The 23,968-nt window shown below is 74.0% G+C and carries 6 protein-coding genes; all 6 read left to right on the top strand.

The window, feature by feature from the left end; all coding sequences use genetic code 11:
- The first annotated feature begins 137 nt into the window (after window positions 1-137).
- Genes ABSY19_RS00895 through ABSY19_RS00870 form a run of 6 tightly spaced genes read left to right on the top strand, consistent with a single transcriptional unit; the run spans window position 138 to window position 23,961 of the window.
- Entirely contained in the window at window positions 138-917 is a 780-nt protein-coding gene (locus ABSY19_RS00895) for a thioesterase II family protein (protein ID WP_382158230.1), read from the top strand.
- Window positions 914-5,431, top strand: coding sequence for an SDR family NAD(P)-dependent oxidoreductase (locus ABSY19_RS00890; protein ID WP_382158228.1), 4,518 nt, complete (start codon window positions 914-916; stop codon window positions 5,429-5,431). Before ABSY19_RS00895 ends, ABSY19_RS00890 begins: the two co-directional genes overlap by 4 nt.
- Complete coding sequence (locus ABSY19_RS00885; protein ID WP_382158226.1) at window positions 5,431-11,862, top strand: SDR family NAD(P)-dependent oxidoreductase; 6,432 nt, start codon at window positions 5,431-5,433, stop codon at window positions 11,860-11,862. Before ABSY19_RS00890 ends, ABSY19_RS00885 begins: the two co-directional genes overlap by 1 nt.
- Window positions 11,859-16,241, top strand: coding sequence for a type I polyketide synthase (locus ABSY19_RS00880; RefSeq protein ID WP_382158224.1), 4,383 nt, complete (start codon window positions 11,859-11,861; stop codon window positions 16,239-16,241). Before ABSY19_RS00885 ends, ABSY19_RS00880 begins: the two co-directional genes overlap by 4 nt.
- Window positions 16,238-21,883: a beta-ketoacyl synthase N-terminal-like domain-containing protein gene (locus ABSY19_RS00875; RefSeq protein WP_382158222.1), complete on the top strand. Its 5,646-nt coding sequence runs from the start codon at window positions 16,238-16,240 to the stop codon at window positions 21,881-21,883. The genes ABSY19_RS00880 and ABSY19_RS00875 overlap by 4 nt, the downstream gene beginning before the upstream one ends.
- Complete coding sequence (locus ABSY19_RS00870) at window positions 21,865-23,961, top strand: type I polyketide synthase (protein WP_382163988.1); 2,097 nt, start codon at window positions 21,865-21,867, stop codon at window positions 23,959-23,961. The genes ABSY19_RS00875 and ABSY19_RS00870 overlap by 19 nt, the downstream gene beginning before the upstream one ends.
- Window positions 23,962-23,968: the final 7 nt, after the last annotated feature.

The raw sequence follows: 23,968 nt of genomic DNA, 5'->3' as shown, positions 1-23,968 counted from the left end.
CACGCCTCGCCGCGCGATGGTGGCGGGGGGTGAATCGCAAGGGACGACACGATGAAACGCTGGACCGCTTCACATCCTGACCGCGGAACAACCGTGACCATCGGGACGCCATCTTCAGCCTGGCTGCGGGGCGCGCGATGAACAGCCTGTGGTTGCAACGCTTCACGCCCAGGCCGCAGGCGCGGGCCCGCCTGTTCTGCTTTCCCCATGCCGGGGTGGGCGCGGCCGTGTACCGGCCCTGGTCGCTTGCGCTGCCCGCCGATCTGGAGCTGTGCGCGATCCAGCTGCCCGGCCGCGCCAACCGCCTGAACGAGCCCGCGATGACGCACCTGCCCGAGCTCGTCAGCGCGGTGGTGGCCGCGCTGCAACCCCATCTCGATCTGCCGTTCGCCTTTTTTGGTCACAGCATGGGTGCCGTGCTCTCGAGCGAAGTGGCGCGTGCGCTGCACGCGACCGGCGCGCCGATGCCGCGCCACCTGTTCGTCTCGGGCCGGCGGCCGCCGCACTGGCCCAACCCCGATCCCCTGCTGCACGTCCTGTCGGACGCCGATTTCGTGACCGAGATCAACCGCCGCTACGGCGGCATTCCGCCCGAGGTGGCCGAGCACGAGGAGCTGCTGGCGTTGCTGTTGCCCGCGCTGCGGGCCGACATCCACGCGCTGGAGACCCACCTGCCGCCGGCCTCCCGCGCGCCGCTGGCCTGCCCGGTCACGGTGTTCGGCGGCTCGGACGATCCGCTGACGCCGCGCGCGCACCTGGACGGCTGGCGCGGCGAAACCCAGGGCGCGTTCCGCGTGCGGGTGTTCCCGGGCGATCACTTCTACCTCCAGGCGCAGAAAGATCCGCTGCTGGCCGACCTGTCGGCCACGCTGGCGCCGCTGCTGGCCGAGGCCCGGCCGCGTGAGACCTCGGCATGAACCACCCCTCGAAGGAACCCGTCGCCATCGTGGGCATCGGGTGCCGCTTCCCGGGGGGCGTGATCGACCCCGCCAGCTTCTGGCGGCTTTTGAGCGAAGGGCAGGATGCGATTGGCGAGGTGCCGGCCGACCGCATCGACCTCCAGCGGTTTTTCGACGCGCGTCCCGCGACCCCGGGCCGCATGATGTCGCGGCGCGGTGGCTTCCTCGATCGCATGGACCTGTTCGATGCCGATTTCTTCGGCATTTCGCCGCGCGAGGCGCAGGTGATCGATCCCCAGCAGCGCGTGCTGCTGGAGACGGCCTGGGAGGCGCTGGAAGACGCCGGCCAGGACGTGCCGCAGCTCGAAGGCAGCGAGACGGCGGTCTACATCGGCCAGTGGGTCAGTGATTTCGAGTCCCGGCTGTTCGCCCAACCCGAGGCGATCGACTTCCCGTCCACGCTGGGCAGCGGGCGCTACGCCTCGTCGGGGCGCATCTCCTACGTGTTCGGCTTTCGCGGGCCGAGCCTGACGATCGATTCGGCCTGCTCGTCGTCGCTGGCGGCGGTGCACCTGGCCGTGCGCAGCCTGCGCAGCGGCGAGACGCGCCTGGCCCTGGCCGGCGGCGTGAACATGATCCTGCAGCCGCACATCACCATCGGCTATTCGCAGAGTCGCATGATGGCCGCCGACGGCCACTGCAAGTTCGGCGACGCCTCGGGCGACGGCTACGTGCGCAGCGAAGGCGCCGGGCTGGTGGTGCTCAAGCGGCTGGCCGACGCGGTGCGCGACGGCGACCGCATCTACGCGGTGATTCGCGGCAGCGCGGTGAACAACGATGGCCGCAGCAGCGGCGTGATGGGCCGGCCCAGCCGCATCGGCCACGAAGAGATGCTGCGCGCCGCCTACCGCGACGCCGGCGTGGCCGCCTCGCAGGTGTCGTACGTGGAAGCGCATGGCACCGGCACGCGCGCCGGCGACCCGGTGGAGATCGCCGCCTTGGGCGCCGTGCTGGGCGATGCCCGCGAGGCGGGCAGCACCTGCCACATCGGGTCGGTCAAGACCAACATCGGCCACACCGAGGGCGCGGCCGGCGTGGCCGGGCTGATCAAGGCCGCGCTTGCGCTGCACCACGGTGCGGTGCCGGCCAGCCTGCATTTCGTGAATCCCAATCCCGGCGTGCCCTGGGGCGAGCTGCCGTTTCGCGTGCCGACCTCGCTCGCGGCCTGGCCGGCATCGGGCACCCCGCGCGTGGCGGGCGTCAACTCGTTCGGCATCGCGGGCACCAACGCCCACGTCGTGTTGCAGGAGGCGCCAGCGGTCGAGGCGAAGGCTTCGCCCGCCGCCCCGGCCCCGGCGGTGGTGCTTCCGCTGTCCGCCAGGAGCCCGGAGGCCTTGCGCGCGCTCGCTTCCCGGTACGCCGATCGGCTCGCGGACGCGGACGCCCTGGCGCTGGAGGAACTTTGCCAGGCGGCCGCGCTGCGGCGCTCGGCGCTGGAAGTCCGGGCGGCTTTCGCCGCGCAGGACGCGGCTTCGCTGCGCGAGGCCTTGCAGCGCTTCGCTTCGGGCGAAGGCGAGGGCGTCCAGGCGCGCCCCGGTGAGCGTCCGCGGGTCGCTTTCGTCGTGCCCGGGCAGGGCGCGCAATGGAGCGGCATGGCGCGGCAGCTGATCGCTCACGAGCCCGTGTTCCGCGACATCCTTTCGCAGTGCGATGCCGCCGCGCGGCCCTACCTGGACGTGTCCATCCTGGCGCTGTTGCAGGCCGAACCCGGCAGCGCCGACGCCCAGCTCGACCGCATCGACGTGGTGCAGCCGGTGCTGGTGTCCCTCGCGATCGCCTACGCGGCGCTGCTGCGCTCCCGGGGCGTGGAGCCCGACGCGGTGGTGGGCCACAGCATGGGCGAGGTGGGCGCGGCCTGCATCGCCGGCGTGCTCGACATCGGGCAGGCCATGCAGATCGTGTGCGCGCGCAGCCGGCTCATGCGGCGCGTCAGCGGCCTGGGCGCCATGGCCCTGGTGGAGCTGTCGATGGAGGATGCGCGCCAGCGCCTGCGAGGCCGGGAAGACCGGTTGTCGGTGGCGGTGAGCAACAGCCCGCGATCCAGCGTCATCTCGGGCGAACCCGAGGCGGTGCAGGCCGTGATGGCCGAACTCGAGCGCGAGCAGATCTTCTGCCGGTTGGTGAAGGTGGATGTGGCCTCGCACAGCCCGCAGATGGAGCCGCTCGCGCAGGAACTGGCCCAGCGGCTCGACGGCCTGTCGCCCTCGGCGGCCCGCTGCCCTCTGTATTCCACCGTGCGCGCGCGCCGCGTCGAGGGCCATGAAATGCCCGCCGCCTACTGGGCGGACAACCTGCGCCGCCCGGTGCTGTTCTCGCACGCCGTGGAGCAGATGCTGGCCGAGGGCATCACCGTGTTCGTCGAACTCGGCCCACACCCGGTCCTGCTGCCGTCCCTGCAGCAGACCGCGCAGATCGCCGCGCGCGACATCGCCACCGTGGCCTGCGGCCACCGCGACGAGCCGGCCTGCCTGGGTGCCCGCGCGGCACTGGGCGCCCTGTGGACGCACGGTATTGCCGTGGACTGGCGCGCGAGCCAGCCGGCACCGGGCCGCTGGGTGGACCTGCCTACCTATCCCTGGCAGCGCGAACGGCACTGGGCCGACGCGGCCGAGGTGCCGAGCTTCAACACCAGCGGCGCGCCGGGCCCGACCCGCAAGCCGGACGCCACTTCGCTGGACTGGCTGTACCAGCTCCAATGGACCGCCAGCGACCCTTCCCACGACAGCGCGCCGCGCGCTTCGCGCTGGCTGGTGGTCGGTGCGGCCGACGAGGCCCTGGTGGCCGCGCTGCGCGCCTCGGGCATGCAGGCGCGCGGCGTGCCGCTGGCCGGGCTGGACGCCGCGCTTGCCGAGCCTTGCGACCATGTGGTGCTCTGGGCGAAAGAGGACGCCACGGCGCCGTTTCTCCCTTTGCAGGCGCTGCGCGCTCTGCGCAGCGCGGGCTCCGACGCCCGCCTCTGGTTCATCACCCAGGCCGCCCAGGCGGTGGTGCCGGGCGAGCGCGTGCAGCTGCAGCAAGGCGCGCTCTGGGGCAGCGCCCGCGTGCTCGCCGAAGAGCACCCCGAACACTGGGGCGGTCTGATCGACCTCGGCGCGGACTTCGACGCCGCGCGCGGCGCAAGCGCGTTGGCGGACCACCTGCTGTGCGCCGATGGCGAAGACCAGGTCGCCTGGCGCGGCCCCTACCGCCATGTCCTGCGCCTGGCGCGCGCCGAGCGCGACCGCCTGGCGCAGCCCTTCGCCTGGCGCGCCGACGCGGCCTACCTCATCACCGGTGGCCTGGGCGGCGTGGCCGGCCACGTGGCACGGGCCATGGTGGAAGGCGGGGCGCGCCGGCTGGTGCTGCTGGGCCGCACCCCCTTGCCCGAGCGCGCGGCCTGGGGCGCGCTCGACCCCGCCAGTGCCGAAGGCCGGCGCGTGGGCGCCGTGCGCGCGCTCGAAGCCCTGGGCGCCTCGGTGCACGTCGCCGCGGTGGACGTGGCCGACAAGGATCAGTTGCAAGCCTTCCTCGCGCGCTACGCCGCCGAGGCCTGGCCGGCGATCCGGGGCGTGGTGCATGCCGCCGGCACCTTCGACAACCGCCTGGCCAGCCAGATGGACGAGGCCGCCTTCGACGCGGTGCTGCGGCCCAAGCTGCAGGGCGCGCGCTGGCTGGACCAGCTGCTGCCCGACCTCGACCTGTTCGTCACCTTTTCCTCCACCGGCGCCGTGTTCGCGCAGGCGGGCCAGGCCAACTACGCGGCCGCCAACGCCGGGCTGGACGCGCTGGCGCAGGACCGGCGCGCGCGCGGCCTGCCCGCGCTCAGCATCGGCTGGGGCGTGTGGGCCGGCACCGGCCTCGTGCACGACGCCGCCGGTGCCCAGAATGTCGCGCAGATGGAGCGCCAGGGCATCCGGGCGTTCGAGCCCGCGCAAGGCGCCGCGCTGTTCCCCTGGCTGTGCCAGCGCCGCGAGGCGCATCTGATCGTGGTGCCTCTGGACTGGGCGGCCTTCGCGATGGCACGGGCCGGCCGCTCCGCGCCGCTTTGCCGTGACCTGCTGGCCGCCTTGCCGGCGGCACCGGTCACCACCACGGGCCTGGGTGAACAACTCGCCACGGCAGCGCCGGCCGAACGGCGCCGCCTGCTGGAGGGCCTGGTGAAGGAAGCCGTGGGGGCGGTGCTGCGCATCGCGCCCGCGCGCCTGGACCCGCGCAAGGCCCTGGGCTCGATGGGACTGAACTCCTTGATGGCGATGGAACTGCGCAACCGGCTCGAAGCTGCCACGGGCCGCTCGCTGTCGGCGACCCTGGCCTGGAACTACCCCTCGGTGGAAGCGCTGGCCGCCCATCTGGCGGGCGCCGATGCCGCCGCGCCGGTGGCGCCACCGGCCCAGGATGCTCCCCCACCACCGACCGCGCCCGTCGTGGCCGCCCTGTCCGATGAAGACGCCTTGCTGGCGCTGCGCGGCAACCGCCGCCGGGGAGGAGGCTGATGGCATCCGACGCGCTCAAAGGACTGTCCGCCCTCAAGCTCGCGCTGATGGCGCGACAACTGCGCGAATCGGCCGAGCCGGTGCTGCGCGCCGACCCCATCGCGGTGGTCGGCATGGGCTGCCGCACGCCCGGCGGCGTGGAGTCGCCGGCCGATCTGTGGGAACTGCTGCGCGATGGCCGCGAGGCGATCCGCGAAGTGCCCGCCGACCGCTGGGACGGCGATGCCTGGTACAGCACCGATGCCGCCGCACCCGCGAAGTCGCTCACCAAATGGGGTGGCTTCCTCGACCGCATCGACGGCTTCGACGCCGCGTACTTCGGCGTGCTGCCGCGCGAGGCCGAGCGCATGGATCCCCAGCAGCGCCTGCTGCTCGAAGTCGCCATCGAGGCGCTGGACGACGCCGGCCTGTCCGAGGCGCGCCTCCAAGGCAGCCGCACCGGCGTGTACATCGCGAGCTACCACAGCGACTACGCGCAGATGCAGCACAACGACCTGGCCGCCGTCGACGCGCGCACGCTCACCGGCACGCTGCACAGCGTGGTCGCCAACCGGCTGTCCTACCTGCTGGACCTGCGCGGCCCCAGCCTGTCCATCGACACCGCCTGCTCGTCCTCGCTGGTGGCGATCCACCTGGCCTGTCAGAGCCTGCGCAGCGGCGAAAGCGATCTCGCGGTGGCCGGTGGCGTGTCGCTGATGATCTCGCCCGAGCTGATGGTCTCGCTGTCCAAGGTCGGCTTCATGGCGCCCGACGGCCGCTGCAAGACCTTCGACGAATCGGCCGACGGCTTCGGCCGGGGCGAAGGCTGTGGCGTGGTGGTGCTCAAGCGCCTGGCCGACGCGGTGGCCGATGGCGACCGCGTGCTCGGCGTGCTGCGCGGCTCGGCCGTGAACTCCGACGGCCACTCCACGCTGCTGGCCGCGCCCAACGGCCTGGCCCAGCAGGCCATGGTGCGCGAGGCGCTGGACAACGCGCAGCTCGAACCCCACCGCATCGGTTTCGTCGAGGCCCATGGCACCGGCACCGCGCTGGGCGACCCGATCGAGGTGGAGGCCCTGGCCGCCACCGTGGGTCAGCCCGCGCCCGGCGCCGGCACCTGCTACATCGGCGCGGCCAAGGCCAACATCGGCCACCTCGAAGCGGGCGCCGGTGTGGTCGGCCTGATCAAGACCGTGCTGGCGCTGCAGCACGAGGCGATCCCGCCGCAACCCAATTTCACCCGCCTGAGCCACCACATCTCGCTCGCCGGCACGCGCCTGGCCGTGGCCACCGCGCTCACGCCCTGGCCGCGTGGCGCACAGGCGCGCTGCGCCGCCGTGAGTTCCTTCGGCGTGGGCGGCACCAACGCCCACGTGATCGTGGAAGAGGCCCCGGCGCTGCCGGCCGAGCCGTCCCCGCCCGGCGACGGTGCCGGGCACCTGCTGCCGCTGTCGGCCAAAAGCCCCGAGGCCCTGCGCGCCGTGGCGCAGCGTTGGGCCGGTTTCCTCACCCAGGGCGTGGTGGCTCTGCCCGACGCCGTGTTCACCGCCGCCGAACGCCGCACGCACCACGATGTGCGCCTGGCCGTGGTCGGCCAGTCGGCTCAAGACATCGCCGCGCGCCTGAACCAGTTCGCGCTCGGCGAAGACGCGCCGGCGCTGGCCAGCGGCCGGCGCTCGTCCATCGGGCTGCCGCGCGTGGCCTTCGTGTTCAGTGGGCAGGGGCCGCAGTGGCACGCCATGGGCCGCGAACTGCTGGCCAGCGAGCCCGTGTTCCGCGCGGTGATGACCGAGTGCGACGCGCTGCTGCGCCCGCTCTCGGGCTGGTCGCTGCTGGACGCCCTGGCGGCGGACGAGGCGCACTCTCGGCTCGGCGAAACCGAGGTCGCGCAGCCCGCGCTGTTTGCCTTGCAGGTGGCCCTGGTGGCGCTCTGGAAATCCTGGGGCATCCAGCCCGATGGCCTGGTGGGCCACAGCATCGGCGAGATGGCCGCGCTGCACGTGGCGGGTGTGCTCCCGTTGCCCGACGCGATCCGCGTGGTCTGGCATCGGGGCCGCACCATGCAGCAGGCCACCGGCCTGGGGCGCATGGCCTCGGTCGGCCTGAGCGCCGAGGCCGCCGACGAATTCGTGACGCCGTGGAACGGCCAGCTCTCCGTGGCCGCGCTCAACGGGCCGCGCAGCGTGGTGCTCTCGGGCGACGCGAAGGCCCTGGACGAGGCGCTCGACCAGCTCACGGCGCGCGGCGTGGCCCACCGCATGCTGCCGGTGCAGTACGCCTTCCACAGCGCCCAGATGGCGCCGTTCCAGCAGCGGCTCACCGACGAACTCGCGGGCCTGCGCTGCGCGGCGCCGGGCGTGCCGGTCTACTCCACCGTCACGGGCGCCTTGCTCGACCCGCAGCCGCTCGACGTCGGCTACTTCGGCCGCAACGTGCGCCAGACGGTGCGCTTCGCCCCGGCCATCCAGGCCATGGCGGACGACGGCTTCGACGTGTTCCTCGAAATCGGCCCCCACCCGGTGCTTGGCGCCTCGATCGCCGAATGCCTGGCCGGTGCGGAGGTGGAGCCCCGTTTGCTGACCTCGCTGCGCCGCGGCAAGCCCGAGCGCGAAACCCTGCTGCAGGCCTGCGCCGGCCTGTACGCCGCCGGCCTCATGCCGGCCTGGGACGCGCTCCAGCCCGACGGCGGGCAGGTGGTGCCGCTGCCGGCCTACCCCTGGCAGCGCAAGCGCCACTGGATCCGCCCGCGCCCTGTTTCGACCCCGAGCGTTTCAACGGCACAGGGCGCGGCCGTGCACCCCTTGCTTGGCCGGCGCCTGCCCATGGCGAGCCAGAAGATGCGCATCCACGAGGGTGATGCGTCCGCCGCGCACGCCTGGCTGAACGACCACCGCATCTTCGGCCGCCTGCTGATGCCGGCCGCCGCCATGATGGACGTGCTGGGCGCGGCCGCGCGCGACCTGCTGCGGGCCGACGCCGTGCGGCTCACCGGCTTCACGCTCTCGCGCCCGCTGGTCATCGCCGAGGCGGACGAGCCGGCCACGCGGTGGCAGGTCTCGGCCACGCTGGACGAGGGTGGCGCCGTGGACCTCGAATTGCACCAGGCGCTCGATGGCGATGGGTGGCAGCCGGTGGCGAACGCCCGCGCCGTGGCCGCGAACGGTGCCGAGGTGGCCGATGCCGTGACCACCGACCAGGCCGTGGACGCCTCGGCGGTCCACCAGCGCTTTGCCGAACTCGGTGTGGCCTTCGGTCCCCGTTTCCGCGTGCTGCGGGACGTGGCGTCCGGCCCTGGCGTGGCCAGCGGCTGGGTGGAACTGCCCGACGAAGGCCTGGCCACGGGCCATGCCCTGCACCCCGTGTTGCTCGATGGCGCGCTGCAGCTCTGTTCCGTGGCCGCGGGCCACGCCGGTGGCGGCCTGCCGCCCAGCCTTTACCTGCCGCTGGGGGTGGACGAGCTGCTGCTGCGCCCGTCGCGGTCGCGGCGCCTCCAGGTGGCGGCGAGCGTGGTCGAGACCGGCAGCTCGCTCACCGCGCGCGTGACCCTCTGCGAACCCGACGGCACCGTGGTCGCCCGCCTGGACGGCATGCGTTTCGCCCCGGCCGACGCCAGCGCCTTCGCGGCCGCCGATGCCAGCGACGGTTTGCTGTACGACCTGGCCTGGCAGCCCCAGCCGCTGCTCGCCGCCACCGCCGATCTGCAAGGCCGCTGGCTGCTGCTGGCCGACCGCTCCGGTGTCGCCGACGAACTCGCGGACCGCCTGACGCAGGCCGGCGCGCAGTGCGTGCGCGTGCGACCGGGCGACGCCCTGGACACCGCCGGCCCCTGGCGCGGCGTGGTGCACCTCTGTAGCCTGGACACGGCGCCGCTCGACGGGCCCGCCGAGCACGACGACGACTGGCTCACCGTGGGCAGCGCGCTCGCGCTGGTGCAGGGCCTGGGCGCCGCGCCCGCACCGCTGTGGCTGGTGAGCCGGGGCGCGCAGGCGGTCAGCGGCCAGGAAGCCGCCGACGCCCTGCGGCCGCGCGCGGCCGGCCTCTGGGGCCTGGCGGGCGTGGTGGCGGTCGAGCACCCGGAACTGCAGGTCCATGCGATCGACCTGGACCCCACCGACACCGCGAACGCGGCCCTGAACCTGTTGACCGAATTGCGGCAACCGCCCGCGTCCCCGCAGCGCATCGCCCTGCGTGGCGCGCAGCGCTGGGCGGCCCGGCTGGTGCGCCACCGCCGGGGCGAGGGTGCGCGCCGCAGCGAGCCCCGCCACTGGGTGGTGGCCCAGGCCGGCACGCTCGACGGCGCGCGGCTGCAGGCCTCCACGCCCCACCGCCTGCAGGCCGGCGAAGTGCGCCTGCGCGTGCGCGCGGCCGGCATCAATTTCCGCGACGTGCTGCTCACCCTGGGCATGTACAGCGCGCCTGGCGTGCCGCTGGGCGCCGAGTGCGCCGGGGAGGTCACCGAACTCGGCGTGGGCGTCGAGGGGCTCGCGGTGGGCGACACCGTGTTCGGTTACGCGCCCGGCAGCCTGGGCACGGACGTGACCGTGCCGGCGGCCTTTCTCGCCAAGCTGCCGGCCGGCATGGCCGTGGAAGACGCCGCGGCCCTGCCGGTGGCGTTTCTCACCGCCCACCACGGCCTGCACCGCCTCGCCCAACTGCGGCCGGGCCAGCGCGTGCTGATCCACGCCGCCGCCGGTGGCGTGGGCCTGGCCGCGGTGCAGCTCGCGCTGCGCGCGGGCGCCCAGGTGTTCGCCACGGCGGGCTCGCCCGACAAGCGCGAGCTGCTGCGCCGGATGGGCGTGGCGCAAGTGATGGATTCGCGTTCGCTCGCCTTCGCCGACGAGCTGCGCGCCGCCACGAACGGGCAGGGCGTGCACGTGGTGCTGAACTCCCTGGCCGGCGATTTCATTCCCGCCACGCTGGGCGCGCTGGGCCAGGGCGGCACTTTCCTGGAACTGGGCAAGCGCGACATCCTGACCGTCGAGTCCGCTGCCGCGCTGCGGCCCGACGTGCGCTACCACGCCTACGACCTGGGCTCAGAAGCCCAGGCCGACCACGGCCTGCTGCGGCCCATGTTCGACGACCTGCTCGAGGCCTTCGCCGATGGCAGTCTCGCGCCCCTGCCGGTGCGGATCTACCCACTGGAAGGCGCGCAGGAAGCCTTCCGCTTCATGGCGCAAGCGAAGCACGTGGGCAAGATCGTGCTGCGCGTGCCGCAGCCGGCGGCGATCGCCGCCGACGCCACCTACTGGATCACCGGCGGCCTGGGTGGCCTGGGCCTGGAAACGGCGCGCTGGTTGGTCGCCTCGGGCGCGCGCCACCTGGCGCTCAGCGGCCGCTCGGCACCTGGCGACCACGCGCGGGCGGTGATCGCCGAACTGCGCGCGCAGGGCGCCACCGTGAACACCTTCGAGGCCGACGCCGCCGACCGCGAGCGCATGGCCTCGGTGCTCGAGAGCCTTTCATGCACCATGCCGCCGCTGCGCGGCGTGGTGCACGCCGCCGGTGCCTTGGACGACGCCGTGCTGCTGCGCCAGACCTGGCCGCGCTGCCAGGCCGTGCTGCGCGGCAAGGCCCACGGCGCCTGGGTGCTGCACGATCTCACGCGCCACCTGCCGCTCGATCTCTTCGTGCTCTATTCCGCCGCCGGCCTGTGGCTGGGCGCGGCGGGGCAGGGGGCCTACCCGGCCGCGAACGCCGAACTCGATGCCCTGGCCCACGCGCGCCATCGCCAGGGCCTGCCCGCCCTGAGCGTGGCCTGGGGCGCCTGGGCCGAGGTCGGCATGGCCGCGCAGTCGGCCAGCGGCGGCCACGGCGCGTGGGCCGCGCGCGGCCTGGGCCAGATCACGCCCGCCACCGGCTTCGCCGCGCTGGCGCAGCTGCTGCACGAGGGCACCGCCCATGCGCTGGTGCTGCCGATCGACTGGACGCGCTTCCTGGCGCAGTTGCCAGCCGGGGCCGACGCGGGCTTCTTCCAGACCCTGGCCACCGCCACGCCCACCACGGCGCCCGCTGCCCCGCCCGCCGGGCCAGCGGTGCTGGAGCGGCTGCAGGCCATGCCCAGCGGCCAGCGCCGCGCGGCCCTCATCGCCTACCTGAGCGAGCGCACCTTGCAGGTGTTGGGCCTGGAATCGGCACAGCCGCTGCAGCCCCGCATCGCACTCAAGGAAGTCGGCCTCGACTCCCTGATGGCGGTGGAGCTGCGCAACGCCCTGGCCAAAGCCTTCGCGCACCCGCTGCCGGCCACGCTGCTGTTCGACTACCCCACGCTCGACGCCCTGGCCACCAGCCTGCTGCGCACGCTGGGCCTGGAGATCGAGGTGGCGCCTGCGCAATCGTTCGCCGCGCCCGCCGCCGCGCCGCCCGCGCTCGATGAACTGGCCGACCTCAGCGATGAAGAAGCCGAAGCCCTCTTGTTGAAGGAACTCGAAAGCGGGTCCTCGGAGCACACATGACAGACACCCCGCCGGGCGCCGAAGCGCTCACCCCCGTCAAGCGCGCGCTGCTCGAGATCCGCGATCTCAAGGCCCAGTTGGCGCGCGCGCAGGCGGCGCTGCACGAACCCATCGCCATCGTCGGCATGGGCATGCGCCTGCCCGGCGGTGTGCACGACGCCGAGAGCTTCGCCGAACTGCTGTGGTCGGGCACCGACGCGATCCAGGGCATCCCGGCGGACCGCTGGTCGCTCGACGCGCTCTACGCCGAAGACCCGGACGCGCCGGGCAAGATGACCACGCGCTTCGGCGGCTTCATCGACCAGGTGGACCGCTTCGATGCCGAGTTCTTCGGCATCTCGCCGCGCGAGGCCGCCAGCATGGACCCGCAGCAGCGCCTCATGCTGCAGGTCAGCTGGGAGGCGCTGGAAGACGCCGGCCACGCCGGCCCCGAACTCGCGGGCTCGCGCACCGGCGTCTACCTGGGCGTGAGCAACAACGACTACGGCCGCGCGCTGTTCGCCCACCGCGAGCTGATCGACGCCTACTTCAGCACCGGCAACGCCTACAGCGTGGTGGCCGGCCGGCTGTCCTACTGCCTCGGCTTGCAGGGGCCGGCGGTGGTGGTGGACACCGCCTGCTCCTCCTCGCTGGTGGCCCTGCACCAGGCCTGCCAGGCGCTGCGCGCGGGCGAGTGCGACCGGGCGCTGACCGGGGCGGTGAACCTGATCCTCACGCCCGAGATGAACATCAACTTCTCGCGCGCCCGCATGATGGCGGCCGATGGCCGCTGCAAGACCTTCGACGCCGAGGCCGACGGCTACGTGCGCGGCGAAGGCTGCGCGGTGCTCGTGCTGCGCCGCCTCTCGGACGCGCTGGCGCAGGGCGACCGTGTGCTGGCCGTGGTGCGCGGCAGCGCGCTCAACCAGGACGGCCGCAGCGGCGGCCTGACCGCGCCCAACGGCCCGGCCCAGGAGGCCGTGCTGCGCGCGGCGCTGGCCTCGGCCCGGGTGCCGGCGAGCGCGATCGGCTATGTGGAAGCGCACGGCACCGGCACGCCGCTGGGCGACCCGATCGAGGTCGGCGCGCTCGGCGCGGTGCTGGGCGAGGGCCGCAGTGCGGCGCAGCCGCTGCCCATCGGCTCGGTCAAGACCAACATCGGCCACCTGGAAGCCGCCGCCGGCATGGCCGGCGTGATCAAGGTGGTGCTGGCGATGCAGCGGCGCGAGATCCCGCCGCACCTGCACTTCCGCACCGGCAGCCCGCACATCGCGTGGGACCGCCTGGCGCTGACCGTGCCCACGCAGGTCACGCCCTGGGCGCCGATCGAGGGCCGGCGCCTCGCGGGCGTGAGCTCGTTCGGCTTCAGCGGCACCAACGCCCACGTCATCCTCGAAGAAGCCCCGCAGAAGACACCCGCCCCGGCGGGCAAGGACCGCCCGCTGCACCTGCTGGCGCTCTCCGCGCGCGACGGCGCCACGCTGCAGGAACTGGTGCGCCGCCACGAGGCCGCGCTGGGCACGGCCACCGCGCCCCTGGCCGACCTCTGCTTCACCGCCAACGCCGGCCGGGCCCACTTCAGTCACCGCGCGGCCGTGGTCGGCGCCGACCTCGACGGGATCCGCCAGGGCCTGGCCCAGGCCGAGGCCAGCCAGGTGCAAGGCGCGCAGCGCCCGCAGGTGGCCTTCCTGTTCACCGGGCAGGGCGCCCAGTACGCCGGCATGGGCCGGGCCCTGTACGACAGCGCGCCGGTGTTCCGCCAGGCGCTGGACGACTGCGCCGCGCGCCTCGCGCCCCTGCTGCCGCGTGGCCTGCTGGAGGTGATCTTCGCCGCGCCCGGCGAGGCCTCGCCGATCAACGACACGCTCTACGCGCAGCCCACCACCTTCGCCATCGAGTACGCGCTGGCCGCGCTCTGGCGCTCCTGGGGCATCGAGCCGGTGGCCGTGATGGGCCACAGCCTGGGCGAGTACGCCGCCGCCTGCGTGGCCGGCATGCTCCCGCTCGACGACGCGCTGCGCCTGGTCACCGAGCGCGGCCGCCTCACGCACGCGCTGCCCGCCGACGGCGGCATGGCCGCGGTCTTCGCGCCCGAGGCGGTGGTGACGGCCGAGCTGGCCCGTGCCGGCGGCGCGCTGACCATCGCCGCCTACAACGGGCCCGAGCACTTCGTCGTCAGCGGCCTGCGCACCGAGGTGGACGCGCTGCTGGCCCACCTGGAGCGCGCCGGTGTGCGCGCCAAGGCGCTGCGTGTGCCGCACGCGGCGCATTCGCGCTGGATCGAGCCGGTGCTGCCCGAGTTCGGCCGCGCGCTCGAAGGCGTGCGCTTCTCGGCGCCGCAGATCGCGCTGGTGTCCAACCTCACGGGCCAGTTCGCGGGCGTGGAAGAAATCGGGCGCCCGGGCTACTGGCTGGACCACATGCGCGAGCCCGTGCGCTTCGAGCAGTCCCTGCAGGTGCTGCTGGCCCAGGGCATCACGCATTTCATCGAGATCGGCCCGCACCCCGTGCTGCTGGGCATGGGCGCCGAATGCGCCGCTGGCGCGCCGGTCGAATGGCTGCCCTCGCTGCACCGCGAGCGCGCCGACTGGACCGACCTGCTCGAAGGCCTGCAGCGCCTGTACCTCGCGGGCACGGACGTGAACTGGCCCGCGCTCGACGCCGGCCAGGCCCGCCAGCGCGTGGCCCTGCCCACGTACCCCTTCCGCGAGCGCCGCCACTGGATGGACGTGGTGGGCCAGCCGGCCGCCCCGGCCGACGGCGCCGCCCGCCGCTGGGACACGCTCACGCGCGCGCTCCAGCGCCAGGCCGAGCGTGGCCCGCTCGACCTGAACGCCGCCTCCTACCCCGCCAAGTGGGCCTGCCTGGAGCGCATCACCTCGGCCCACGCCGTGCGCACCCTGCGCGATGGCGGGCTGTTCAAGGCGGCGGGCGAGCGCCACACCCTGGCCCAGGTGCTGCAGCGCGCGGGCATCGCCGAGACCTATGGCCACCTGGTGCAGCGCTGGCTGGACCGGCTGGTCGCCCAGGGCGATCTCGTGCAGGAGGGCGACAGCTTCGTGGCACCCGCGCCGCTGGCCGAGCCCGACCTGGCCGCGCTCTGGCGCGAGGCCGAGGCGCTGTTCGCCGACAACCAGCCCCTGCTGGCCTACGTGCGCCACTGTGGCGAGCTTGTGAGCCCGGTGCTGCGCGGTGGAGAGAGTCCGCTGGAAACCCTGTTCCCGGGTGGCGGCTTCGAGCTGGCCGAGGGCCTGTACGAGCGCTCGGCCACCATGCGCTACATCAACGCGCTGGCTGCTTCGGGTTTCGAGGCCCTGGGCGCCTCGGTGGCACCGGGGCGCCAGCTGCGCGTGCTCGAGGTCGGCGCCGGCACCGGCGGCACCACCGCCTCGCTGCTGCCCGCCTTGCCGGCCGACCGCACGGCCTACCGCTTCACCGACGTGTCCGACTTCTTCATGGACCGGGCGCGCGAGCGCTTCGCGGGCCATCCCTTCGTGAGCTATGGCGTGCTCGACATGGACCGCGATCCGCTGGAGCAGGGCGTCGCGCCGCACAGTTTCGACGTCATCGTCTCGGCCAACGCGGTGCACGCCAGCAAGGACCTGCGCCTGACCCTCTCGCGCCTGCACCAGCTGCTGGCCCCGGGGGGCGTGCTGTTGCTGGTGGAATCCACCGTGCACATGGCCTGGTTCGACATGACCACCGGCCTGATCGAAGGCTGGCAGCATTTCGCCGACGACCTGCGCACCGACAACCCGCTGCTGCCGCCCGCCACCTGGCTGCAGGCGCTGCGCGACGCCGGTTTCGACGCCGCGGGCGCCTGGCCCCAGGCCGGCTCCAGCGCCGAGTGGCTGGGCCAGCACGTCATCGTCGCGCGCGTGCCCGGCGATGCGTCGGCGGGCACGCCGGCGGCGCAGGCCGACGAGGTGTCCGAGGCGATGGCGCCCAGCGCCACCCCGGCCCAGACCCCCGCCGGCGCCCTGCGCGAGCAGCTGGAAGCGGCCCTGCCGGGCGAACGTCTGGAGCTTTTGCGTGAATTCGTGCGCGATCGGGTCGTGCGTGTGCTGCGCCTGGACAAAAACGACACACCAGGGCGGCATGATCGCCTGATGGACCTGGGTTTCGACTCTCTGATGGCGGTGCAGCTGCGCAACCAGCTGGGCGCCAGCCTGGGCCTGGACAAGCCCTTGCCCGCCACCCTGATGTTCGACTACCCGACGATCGACGCCCTGGCCAGCCACCTGCTGGGCCGCCTGGCGCCGCCCGAGGCCCCGGTGCCGGGGGCCCCGACGGGCATGGAAGTTGCACCCGCCCCGGCGGTGCTGGGAGAGGCCGCGGTCGCGGCCATGAGCGATGCGGACATCGAGGCCCTGCTCCTCGACCGCCTGGGAAAACCATGAACGACGAGCGTCCGAACCCCGCTGCGGCGCCGCAGGAGCCCGCGGCCCTGTCGCCCCTCAAGCGCGCCTTTCTGGCCCTGGAGGACGCGCAGTCGCGCCTGGCGGCCATGGAGCGCGCCGCGCGCGAGCCGATCGCGGTGATCGGCCTGGGCTGCCGCGTCCCCGGCGGCGGGAACGACGCCGACAGCTTCTGGCGCCTCATGCGCGACGGCGTGGACGCCATCGGCCCCACGCCCGCCGACCGCTGGGACATGGACGCGCTCTACGACGCCGACCCCGAAGTCCCGGGCCGCATCGCCACGCGCCAGGGCGGCTTCCTCGGCCCGGTGGACCAGTTCGACGCCGGCTTCTTCGGCATCGCCCCGCGCGAGGCGCAAGGCATGGACCCGCAGCAGCGCCTGCTGCTCGAAGTGAGCTGGGAAGCGCTGGAGAACGCCGGCCAGGCGCCCGACCGGCTCGAAGGCTCGCGCACCGGCGTCTACGTGGGCGTGACCGCCAGCGACTACGCCTACATGCAGCTCATGAGCGGCGACCGCTCGCTGCTCGACGCGCACTTCACCTCCGGCATGGCGCACAGCATCGTCTCCGGCCGCCTCTCGTACCTGCTGGGCCTGCAGGGCCCCAGCCTGACGCTGGACACCGCCTGCTCCTCTTCGCTGGTGGCGGTGCACCTGGCCTGCCAGGCCCTGCGCAGCGGCGAGTGCCGCATGGCGCTGGCCGGCGGCGTCAACCTCATCCTCTCGCCCGACCTGTACATCGCGCTGTCGCACTCGCGCATGCTCGCGCCCGACGGCCGCTGCAAGACCTTCGACGCGTCGGCCGACGGCTTCGCGCGCGGCGAAGGCTGCGGCATGGTGGTGCTCAAGCGCCTGAGCGACGCCCAGGCCGATGGCGACCGCGTGCTGGCCGTCATTCGCGGCAGCGCGGTCAACCAGGACGGCCCCAGCAGCGGCCTGACCGCGCCCAACGGCCCGGCGCAGGAAGCCGTGATCCGCGAGGCGCTGGCCCGCGCGGGCGTGGCACCCCACGAAGTCGGCCTGGTCGAGGCGCACGGCACCGGCACCCAGCTCGGCGACCCGCTGGAGGTGCAGGCCCTGGGCGCGGTGTTCGGCAAGGAGCGCGAGCAGCCGCTGTGGCTGGCCTCGGTCAAGACCAACATCGGCCACCTGGAAGCGGCCGCCGGCATCACCGGCCTCATCAAGCTGGTGCTCTCGCTGCAGCACCGCGAGATCCCGGCCCACCTGCATTTCAAGACGCCCAGCCCGCACATTCCCTGGGCCGACCACGCGCTGCGCGTGCCCACCGAGCACACGCCCTGGCAGCCCATCGGCGGGCGCCGCATCGCTGGCGTGAGCTCGTTCGGCTTCAGCGGCACCAACGCCCACGTGGTGCTCGAAGAAGCGCCCGAGGCGCCCGCGCTGCCGGCCCGCCCGGCGCGCGCCGCGCACCTGATGGCGCTGTCGGCGCGAGACGAGACCGCGCTCGCCACCCTGGCCGCGAGTTACGCCCAGGCCCTGCGCGGCCGCGACGACGCCGAGCTGGCCGACATCTGCTTCACCGCCAACGTGGGCCGTTCGCACTTCGCGCAGCGCGCCACCGTGCTGGCCCACAGCGTGGCCGAACTCTGCGAGCGCCTCGACGCGCTCGCGCGTGGCGCGGAGACCGAGGGCGTGAAAACCGCCCGCGTGACGCGCCGCGACCCGCCACGCATCGCCTTCCTGTTCACCGGCCAGGGCGCGCAGTACGCCGGCATGGCCCGAGGCCTGTACGACAGCGAGCCGGTGTTCCGCGCCGCGCTGGACCGTTGCGCCGCCTTGCTCGCGCCGCAGCTCGAACGGCCCTTGCTGTCCGTGCTGTTCCCGGCCGAGGGCGAGACCTCGCCGCTCAACGAGACCGCTTACACCCAGCCCGCGCTGTTCGCGGTCGAATACGCGCTCACCGAATGGTGGCGCGCCTGGGGCGTCGCGCCGCAGGCGGTGATCGGCCATTCGGTGGGCGAACTCGTGGCGGCCTGCGTGGCCGGCGTGTTCAGCCTGGAAGACGCGCTGCGCCTGATCGCGGTGCGCGGCCGCCTGATGCAGGCGCTGCCCGCCGGCGGCGGCATGGCGGCGATCTTCACCACCGAGGAACAGGCGAAAAAAGCCATCGAACCCTACCGCGACAGCGTGTCGCTGGGCGCCGTCAACGGCGTGGACCAGGTCGTGATCTCCGGCGTGCAGGCCGACGTGGACGCGGTCTGCCGCGAACTGGCGGGGCAGGGCGTGCGCACCCAGGCCCTGACCGTCTCCCACGCCTTCCACTCGCCCCTGGTCGAGCCCATGCTCGACGCCTTCGAGCGCGAGGCGGCGCAGCTGCGCTTCTCGCGCCCCGGCCTGCGCGTGGTGTCCAACCTCAGCGGCGCGCTGGCGAGCGAGGCGTTCACCCGCGCCAGCTACTGGCGCCAGCACGTGCGCGAGGCGGTGCGTTTCGGCGACGGCCTTCAGGCGCTGGCCGCGCTGCGGCCGGACGTGTGCATCGAGATCGGCCCGCACCCCACCTTGCTGACCATGGCCAGCCGGGCCTGGGGCGATGCCGGCCCCACGCTGGTCGCGTCCCTGCGCAAGGGGCGCCACGACGGCGAACAGATGCTCGACGCCGTCGGCGCGCTGTACCTGGCCGGTGCCGACTTGAACTGGCGCGCCGGTGGCGCCGGCCGCACGGTGGACCTGCCGTCCTACCCCTTCCAGCGCGAGCGCTGCTGGTTCCAGGCCAAGCCCCCCGCGCCGGTGCCCGCGGTGCGCGGCCGGGGCACGGGCCATCCCCTGCTCGGCACGCGGTTGCGTGGCGCGGGCAGCGAAACGGTTTTTGAATCCCGCCTGAGCGCGGACGAGCCCGCTTTCATGCGCGAACACCGGGTGCAAGGCCACGTGGTCGTGCCGGCCACCGCCTACCTCGACACCTTGCTGGCCACCGCGCGCCAGCTGTTCGGCCAGGGGCCGGTGGCGGTCGAAGACATCACCGTGCAGGAAGCGATGCTGCTGGCCGACGACGGCGCCGCGCGCACGCTGCAGGTGGTCTGCGGCGCGGCGCGGCAAGGCGGCGCGGTGGCGGTCACGCTCAGCAGCCTGGGTGAAGACGCCGCCGACGCCGAAGCCTGGGTGGCCCATGTGTCGGGCACCTTGCGCGGGGGCGCCGCGCCGGCTTCGACAGGTTCCCTGGCGGCCCTGAAGGCCGCATGTTCGGAGCCGGTGGACATCGCCGGTTTCTACGAAGGTTTCGCGCGCCGTGGCCTGGACTTCGGCCCCGGCTTCCAGTCCATTCAAACCCTGTGGCGCGGGCCGTCGCAGGCGGTGGGCGAGATCGCCCTGACCGATGCGCTGGCCAAGGACGCCGGCGCCTACGGCATGCACCCCGTGCTGCTCGACGGCTGTCTGCAGGTGCTGGCCGCCGCGCTGCCCACCGACGGCGAGGAAGGCCTGTACCTGCCCATCGGCATCGGCCGCTTCGCGCTGCACGGCACGCCCGGCGCGCGCTGCTGGAGCCACGTGAACGTGCTCGCCAGCAGCGCCGAATCGAGCCGCGCCACCGTCACCGTCTGGCAGGCCGACGGCACGCTGCTGGCCGAGCTGGCCGACGTGCAACTCAAGCGCGTCTCGCGCGACGCGCTGGCGCGCCTGGGCGAGCGCTGGCTCGACGACTGCCTGTACGAGACCGTCTGGCGCGCCGCGCCGGCGCTGGTGCAGGACGCCGCGCCGCAGGCCCCGCTGCCGCTGCTGAGCGCCCAGGCCATGCAGGCCTTGCCCGCGCTGCGCCAATCGGCGCGCCTGGACGCCTACGACGCCTTCATTCCCCAGCTCGAAGCCTTGTGCGCCGAGTACGTGGTGCGCACGCTCTCGCGCCTGGGCTGGGCGCCCGCCGTGGGCGAACACGCCACCGAAGCCGCCCTGGCCGCGCGCCTGGGCGTGCAGGCGCGCCACCACCGCCTGTTCGGCCGCCTGCTGGCCATCCTGGGCGAGGTGGGCCTGCTGGCCCGCGAGGCTTCCGGCTGGGTGGTGCGCCGTGCCCTGCACGAGGCACAGCCCGAAGCCGAGCTGGCGCGCCTGAAGGCCGCCTACCCGGACGCCACCGCCGAGCTGGAGATGACCGGCCGCGTGGCCGCCGAGATGGCCGAGGCCCTGCGCGGCGAACGCGATCCCATGCAACTGCTGTTCCCCGGCGGTTCGCTGGACACCGCCGAGCGCATGTACCGCGACGCGCCCACCGCCCAGGTCTTCAACGGCCTGATGACCGAGGTCATGCTGGCCGTGATGGCCCACCAGGCGTCGGGCAGCGGCCGGCCGCTGCGCATCCTGGAAATCGGCGGCGGCACCGGCGGCACCACCGCGCGCGTGGCGCCGCGCCTGCCGGCGCAGGGCGTGGAATACACCTTCACCGACATCGGCCCGCTGTTCGTGGCGCGCGCCAGGGAGCGCTTCGCCGCGCACGGCTTCATGCGCTTCGCGGTGCTCGACCTCGAGCAGGACCCGAAGTCGCAGGGCTTCGATCCGCAGAGCTTCGACGTGGTCATCGCCGCCAACGTGATCCACGCCACCGCCGACCTGCGCCGCACGCTCGATCGCGTGCGCGGCCTGCTCGTGCCGGGCGGCCTGCTGGCCATGCTGGAGGTGACCGCACCGCAGCGCTGGTTCGACCTCACCGTGGGCCTCACCGAAGGCTGGTGGGCCTTCGACGACACCGACCTGCGGCCCGACTACGCCACCCTGCCGCGCGAGGCCTGGCTCTCGCTGCTCGCCGACCGGGGCTTCGAAGAACGCACGGCCCTGCCCGAAGGCGGCGGCCACCAGGGCACGCTGGCCCTGCAGTCGCTGCTGCTGGCGCGCGCCGCCGGCCCGGCCGCGCGCCGCTGGCTGCTGTGGGCCGACGAAGGCGGCGTGGCCGCAAAACTGGCCGATCGACTGCGCGCTCGCGGCGATCAGTGCGTGCTGGTGCGCGCGGGTGAACGCTTCATGTCGGGTGCCGACGGCACCCTCAGCATCAACCCGGCGTCCGCCGCCGACCACCGCCGCGTGTTCAGCGAGCTGCAGGCCGCGGGCCAGGCGGTGCACGGCGTGGTGCACGCCTGGTCGCTCGACGCCGAGCCCTGGGAAGGTCTCTCGGCCAGCCAGCTGAGCGCCGCGCAGACCGTGGGCGCCGTGAGCGGCACCCTGCTGGCGCAGGCGCTCATCGGCCTGGGCGCGCCGCCCCCTTGTGGTTCGCCACGCGCGGTGCCCAGCGCATCGACGAGGGCGACCGCGCGCTCAACCCGGCGCAGGCGCCGGTGTGGGGCCTGGCCAAGGCCGTGGCGCTGGAACACCCCGAATTGCGTTGTGCCTGTGTGGACCTGGAGGAGGGCGCGGAGATCGAGGCCCTGCTGGCCGAACTCGACGCGCCGGCGGCCGGCCCGTCGGCGTCGAAGCAGATCGCCTGGCGCGCGGGCGAACGCCGCGCCGCGCAGCTGGCGCACCTGCGGCGTGCCAGCACCGCCATCCCCATCGGCCGACCGGCCGCCTACCGCCTCGCGCCTGCGGTCCGGGGCGCGCTCGACGAACTCGGCCTGCAGCCGCTGGAGCGCCGCGCGCCCGGTGCCGGCGAGGTCGAGATCGCGGTGGAGGCCACCGGCCTGAATTTCAAGGACGTGCTCAACGTGCTGGGCATGTACCCCGGCGACCCGGGCCCGCTGGGCGGCGAGTGCGCCGGCCGCGTGAGCGCGGTGGGCCCCGGTGTGACGCACCTGCGCGTGGGCGATGCCGTGCTGGCCGTGGCCGGCGGCAGCTTCGCCTCGCACGTCATCGCGCGCGCCGCCTTCGTGCAGCCCCGGCCGGCCGGCCTGAGCGCGGAAGAGGGTGCGTCCTTCCCGATTCCGTTCGTCACCGCCGAGTTCTGCCTGGGCCACCTGGCCGGCATGAAGGCCGGCGACCGCGTGCTGATCCACGCGGCGGCTGGCGGTGTCGGCATGGCGGCGGTGCGGCTGGCGCAGCGCGCCGGTGCCGAGGTGTTCGCCACCGCTGGCTCCGAAGCGAAACGCGAGCTGCTGCGCGCCATGGGCGTGCCGCACGTGATGGATTCGCGCAGCGCCGACTTCGCCGACGAGGTGCTCGCGCTCACGCAAGGACGGGGCGTGGACACCGTGCTCAACGCGCTCTCGGGCGAGCTGATCGACGCGGGCTTCCGGGCGCTGGCCGATGGCGGCTGCTTCATCGAGATCGGCAAGCGCGGCATCAAGACACCCGAATGGGTGCAGGCGCTGAACCGGGGCCTGCGCTACCACATCGTGGACTGGGGCGAAACCGGCGAGCGCGACCCGGCGCTCATCGGCGGCATGCTGGCGCGCCTGGTGGCCGAGCTGGGCGAAGGCCGGCTGGCCCCGCTGCCGCGCCACGTGTTCGCGCTGGACGAGGCCGAGCGCGCCTTCCGTTTCATGGCCCAGGCCAAACACACCGGCAAGGTCGTGGTGCGCCACGGCGCGGCCGCGCCGGCCTCGGTGCGCCGCGACGGCACCTACCTCATCACCGGCGGCCTGGCCGGGCTGGGCCCGGTGGTGGCGCGCCGGCTCGCCGAGCAGGGCGCGGGCCGCGTGGTGCTGATCAGTCGCCGGGGCGTCACGCCCGAGGTGGCGCCCGTGCTGGATGAGATCCGCGCGCTGGGCACCACCGTGGTGGCCGAGGCGGTGGACGTGAGCGATGGCGAGGCCCTGGCCGCGCTGCTCGCGCGCATCCGCGCCGACGGCCCGCCGCTGCGCGGCGTGGTGCACAGCGCCGGCGTGTTGGACGACGCGGGCCTGCTGCAGCAGGACGCGGCGCGCTTCGAGCACGTTTTCGCGCCCAAGGTGCGCGGCGGCTGGCTGCTGGACCAGCTCACCCGCAGCGACGCGCTGGACTTCTTCGTGTTGTTCTCCTCCGTGGCGGCCGTGCTCGGCTCGCGCGGGCAGGCCAACCATTCGGCGGCCAACGCCTTCCTCGATCTGCTGGCCCACGAGCGCCAGGGCCGGGGCCTGCCGGGCCTGAGCATCAACTGGGGCGCCTGGACGGAAGTGGGTGCGGCGGCGGATCGCCAGCTCGCGCAGCGCCTGGCCGCGCAGGGCATCGGCGCGCTCACGCCGCCGCAGGGCCTGCTGGCTTTCGAGCGCCTGCTGGCCCAGGGCGAGGCCCAGGCCGCCGTGCTGCCGATCGAGTGGCCGCGCTACCTGCAGGCGATGGGCCTGTCCACGCCGCCGGCCTTCCTGGCCGGCGTGGCCGGGCAGGGCGCCGTGGCGGTGGCCGCCGCCAAGGCCGGCGCTAGCGCACCGGCCGCCGGCCTGCGCCAGCAGCTGCAGGACGCACCGCCCGGGCGCCGTCGCCCGCTGGTGGCGGCCTTCGTGCGCGAGCGCGCGCTCAAGGCGCTGGGCGTGGACCCGGCCCGCGCGGTCGATCCGCGCACGCCGCTGGGCGAACTCGGCCTGGACTCGCTGCTCGCGGTGGAACTGAGGAACACGCTGGGCTCGGCGCTGGGGCAGACGCTCTCGGCCACCCTGCTGTTCGACTACCCGACCATCGACACGCTCACCGACTACCTGCTCAACGACGTGATCCAGCCGCCCGCGCCCGCAGCGCCCGAGGCGGTGGCGGCGGTCGAGGAGCCGGCCAGCATGGTGGACGCGATCGAAGACCTTTCCGACGAAGAAGTGGACCGCTTGCTCGCGCAACGCGCGCAACGCAAGGGATGAAGACGAC

This window comes from Hydrogenophaga sp. ANAO-22, assembly GCF_042466645.1.
Taxonomy (GTDB): Bacteria; Pseudomonadota; Gammaproteobacteria; order Burkholderiales; family Burkholderiaceae_C; genus Hydrogenophaga.
The sequence above is the reverse complement of the archived record's forward strand: the minus strand, read 5'-3'. Positions and strand labels throughout refer to the sequence as shown.

What these genes read in the sequence shown, in the direction of transcription:
- ABSY19_RS00895 (WP_382158230.1), top strand. Translation starts at nt 138, where the DNA reads ATGAACAGCCTGTGGTTGCAACGCTTCACGCCCAGGCCGCAGGCGCGG.
- ABSY19_RS00890 (WP_382158228.1), top strand. Translation starts at nt 914, where the DNA reads ATGAACCACCCCTCGAAGGAACCCGTCGCCATCGTGGGCATCGGGTGC.
- ABSY19_RS00885 (WP_382158226.1), top strand. Translation starts at nt 5,431, where the DNA reads ATGGCATCCGACGCGCTCAAAGGACTGTCCGCCCTCAAGCTCGCGCTG.
- ABSY19_RS00880 (WP_382158224.1), top strand. Translation starts at nt 11,859, where the DNA reads ATGACAGACACCCCGCCGGGCGCCGAAGCGCTCACCCCCGTCAAGCGC.
- ABSY19_RS00875 (WP_382158222.1), top strand. Translation starts at nt 16,238, where the DNA reads ATGAACGACGAGCGTCCGAACCCCGCTGCGGCGCCGCAGGAGCCCGCG.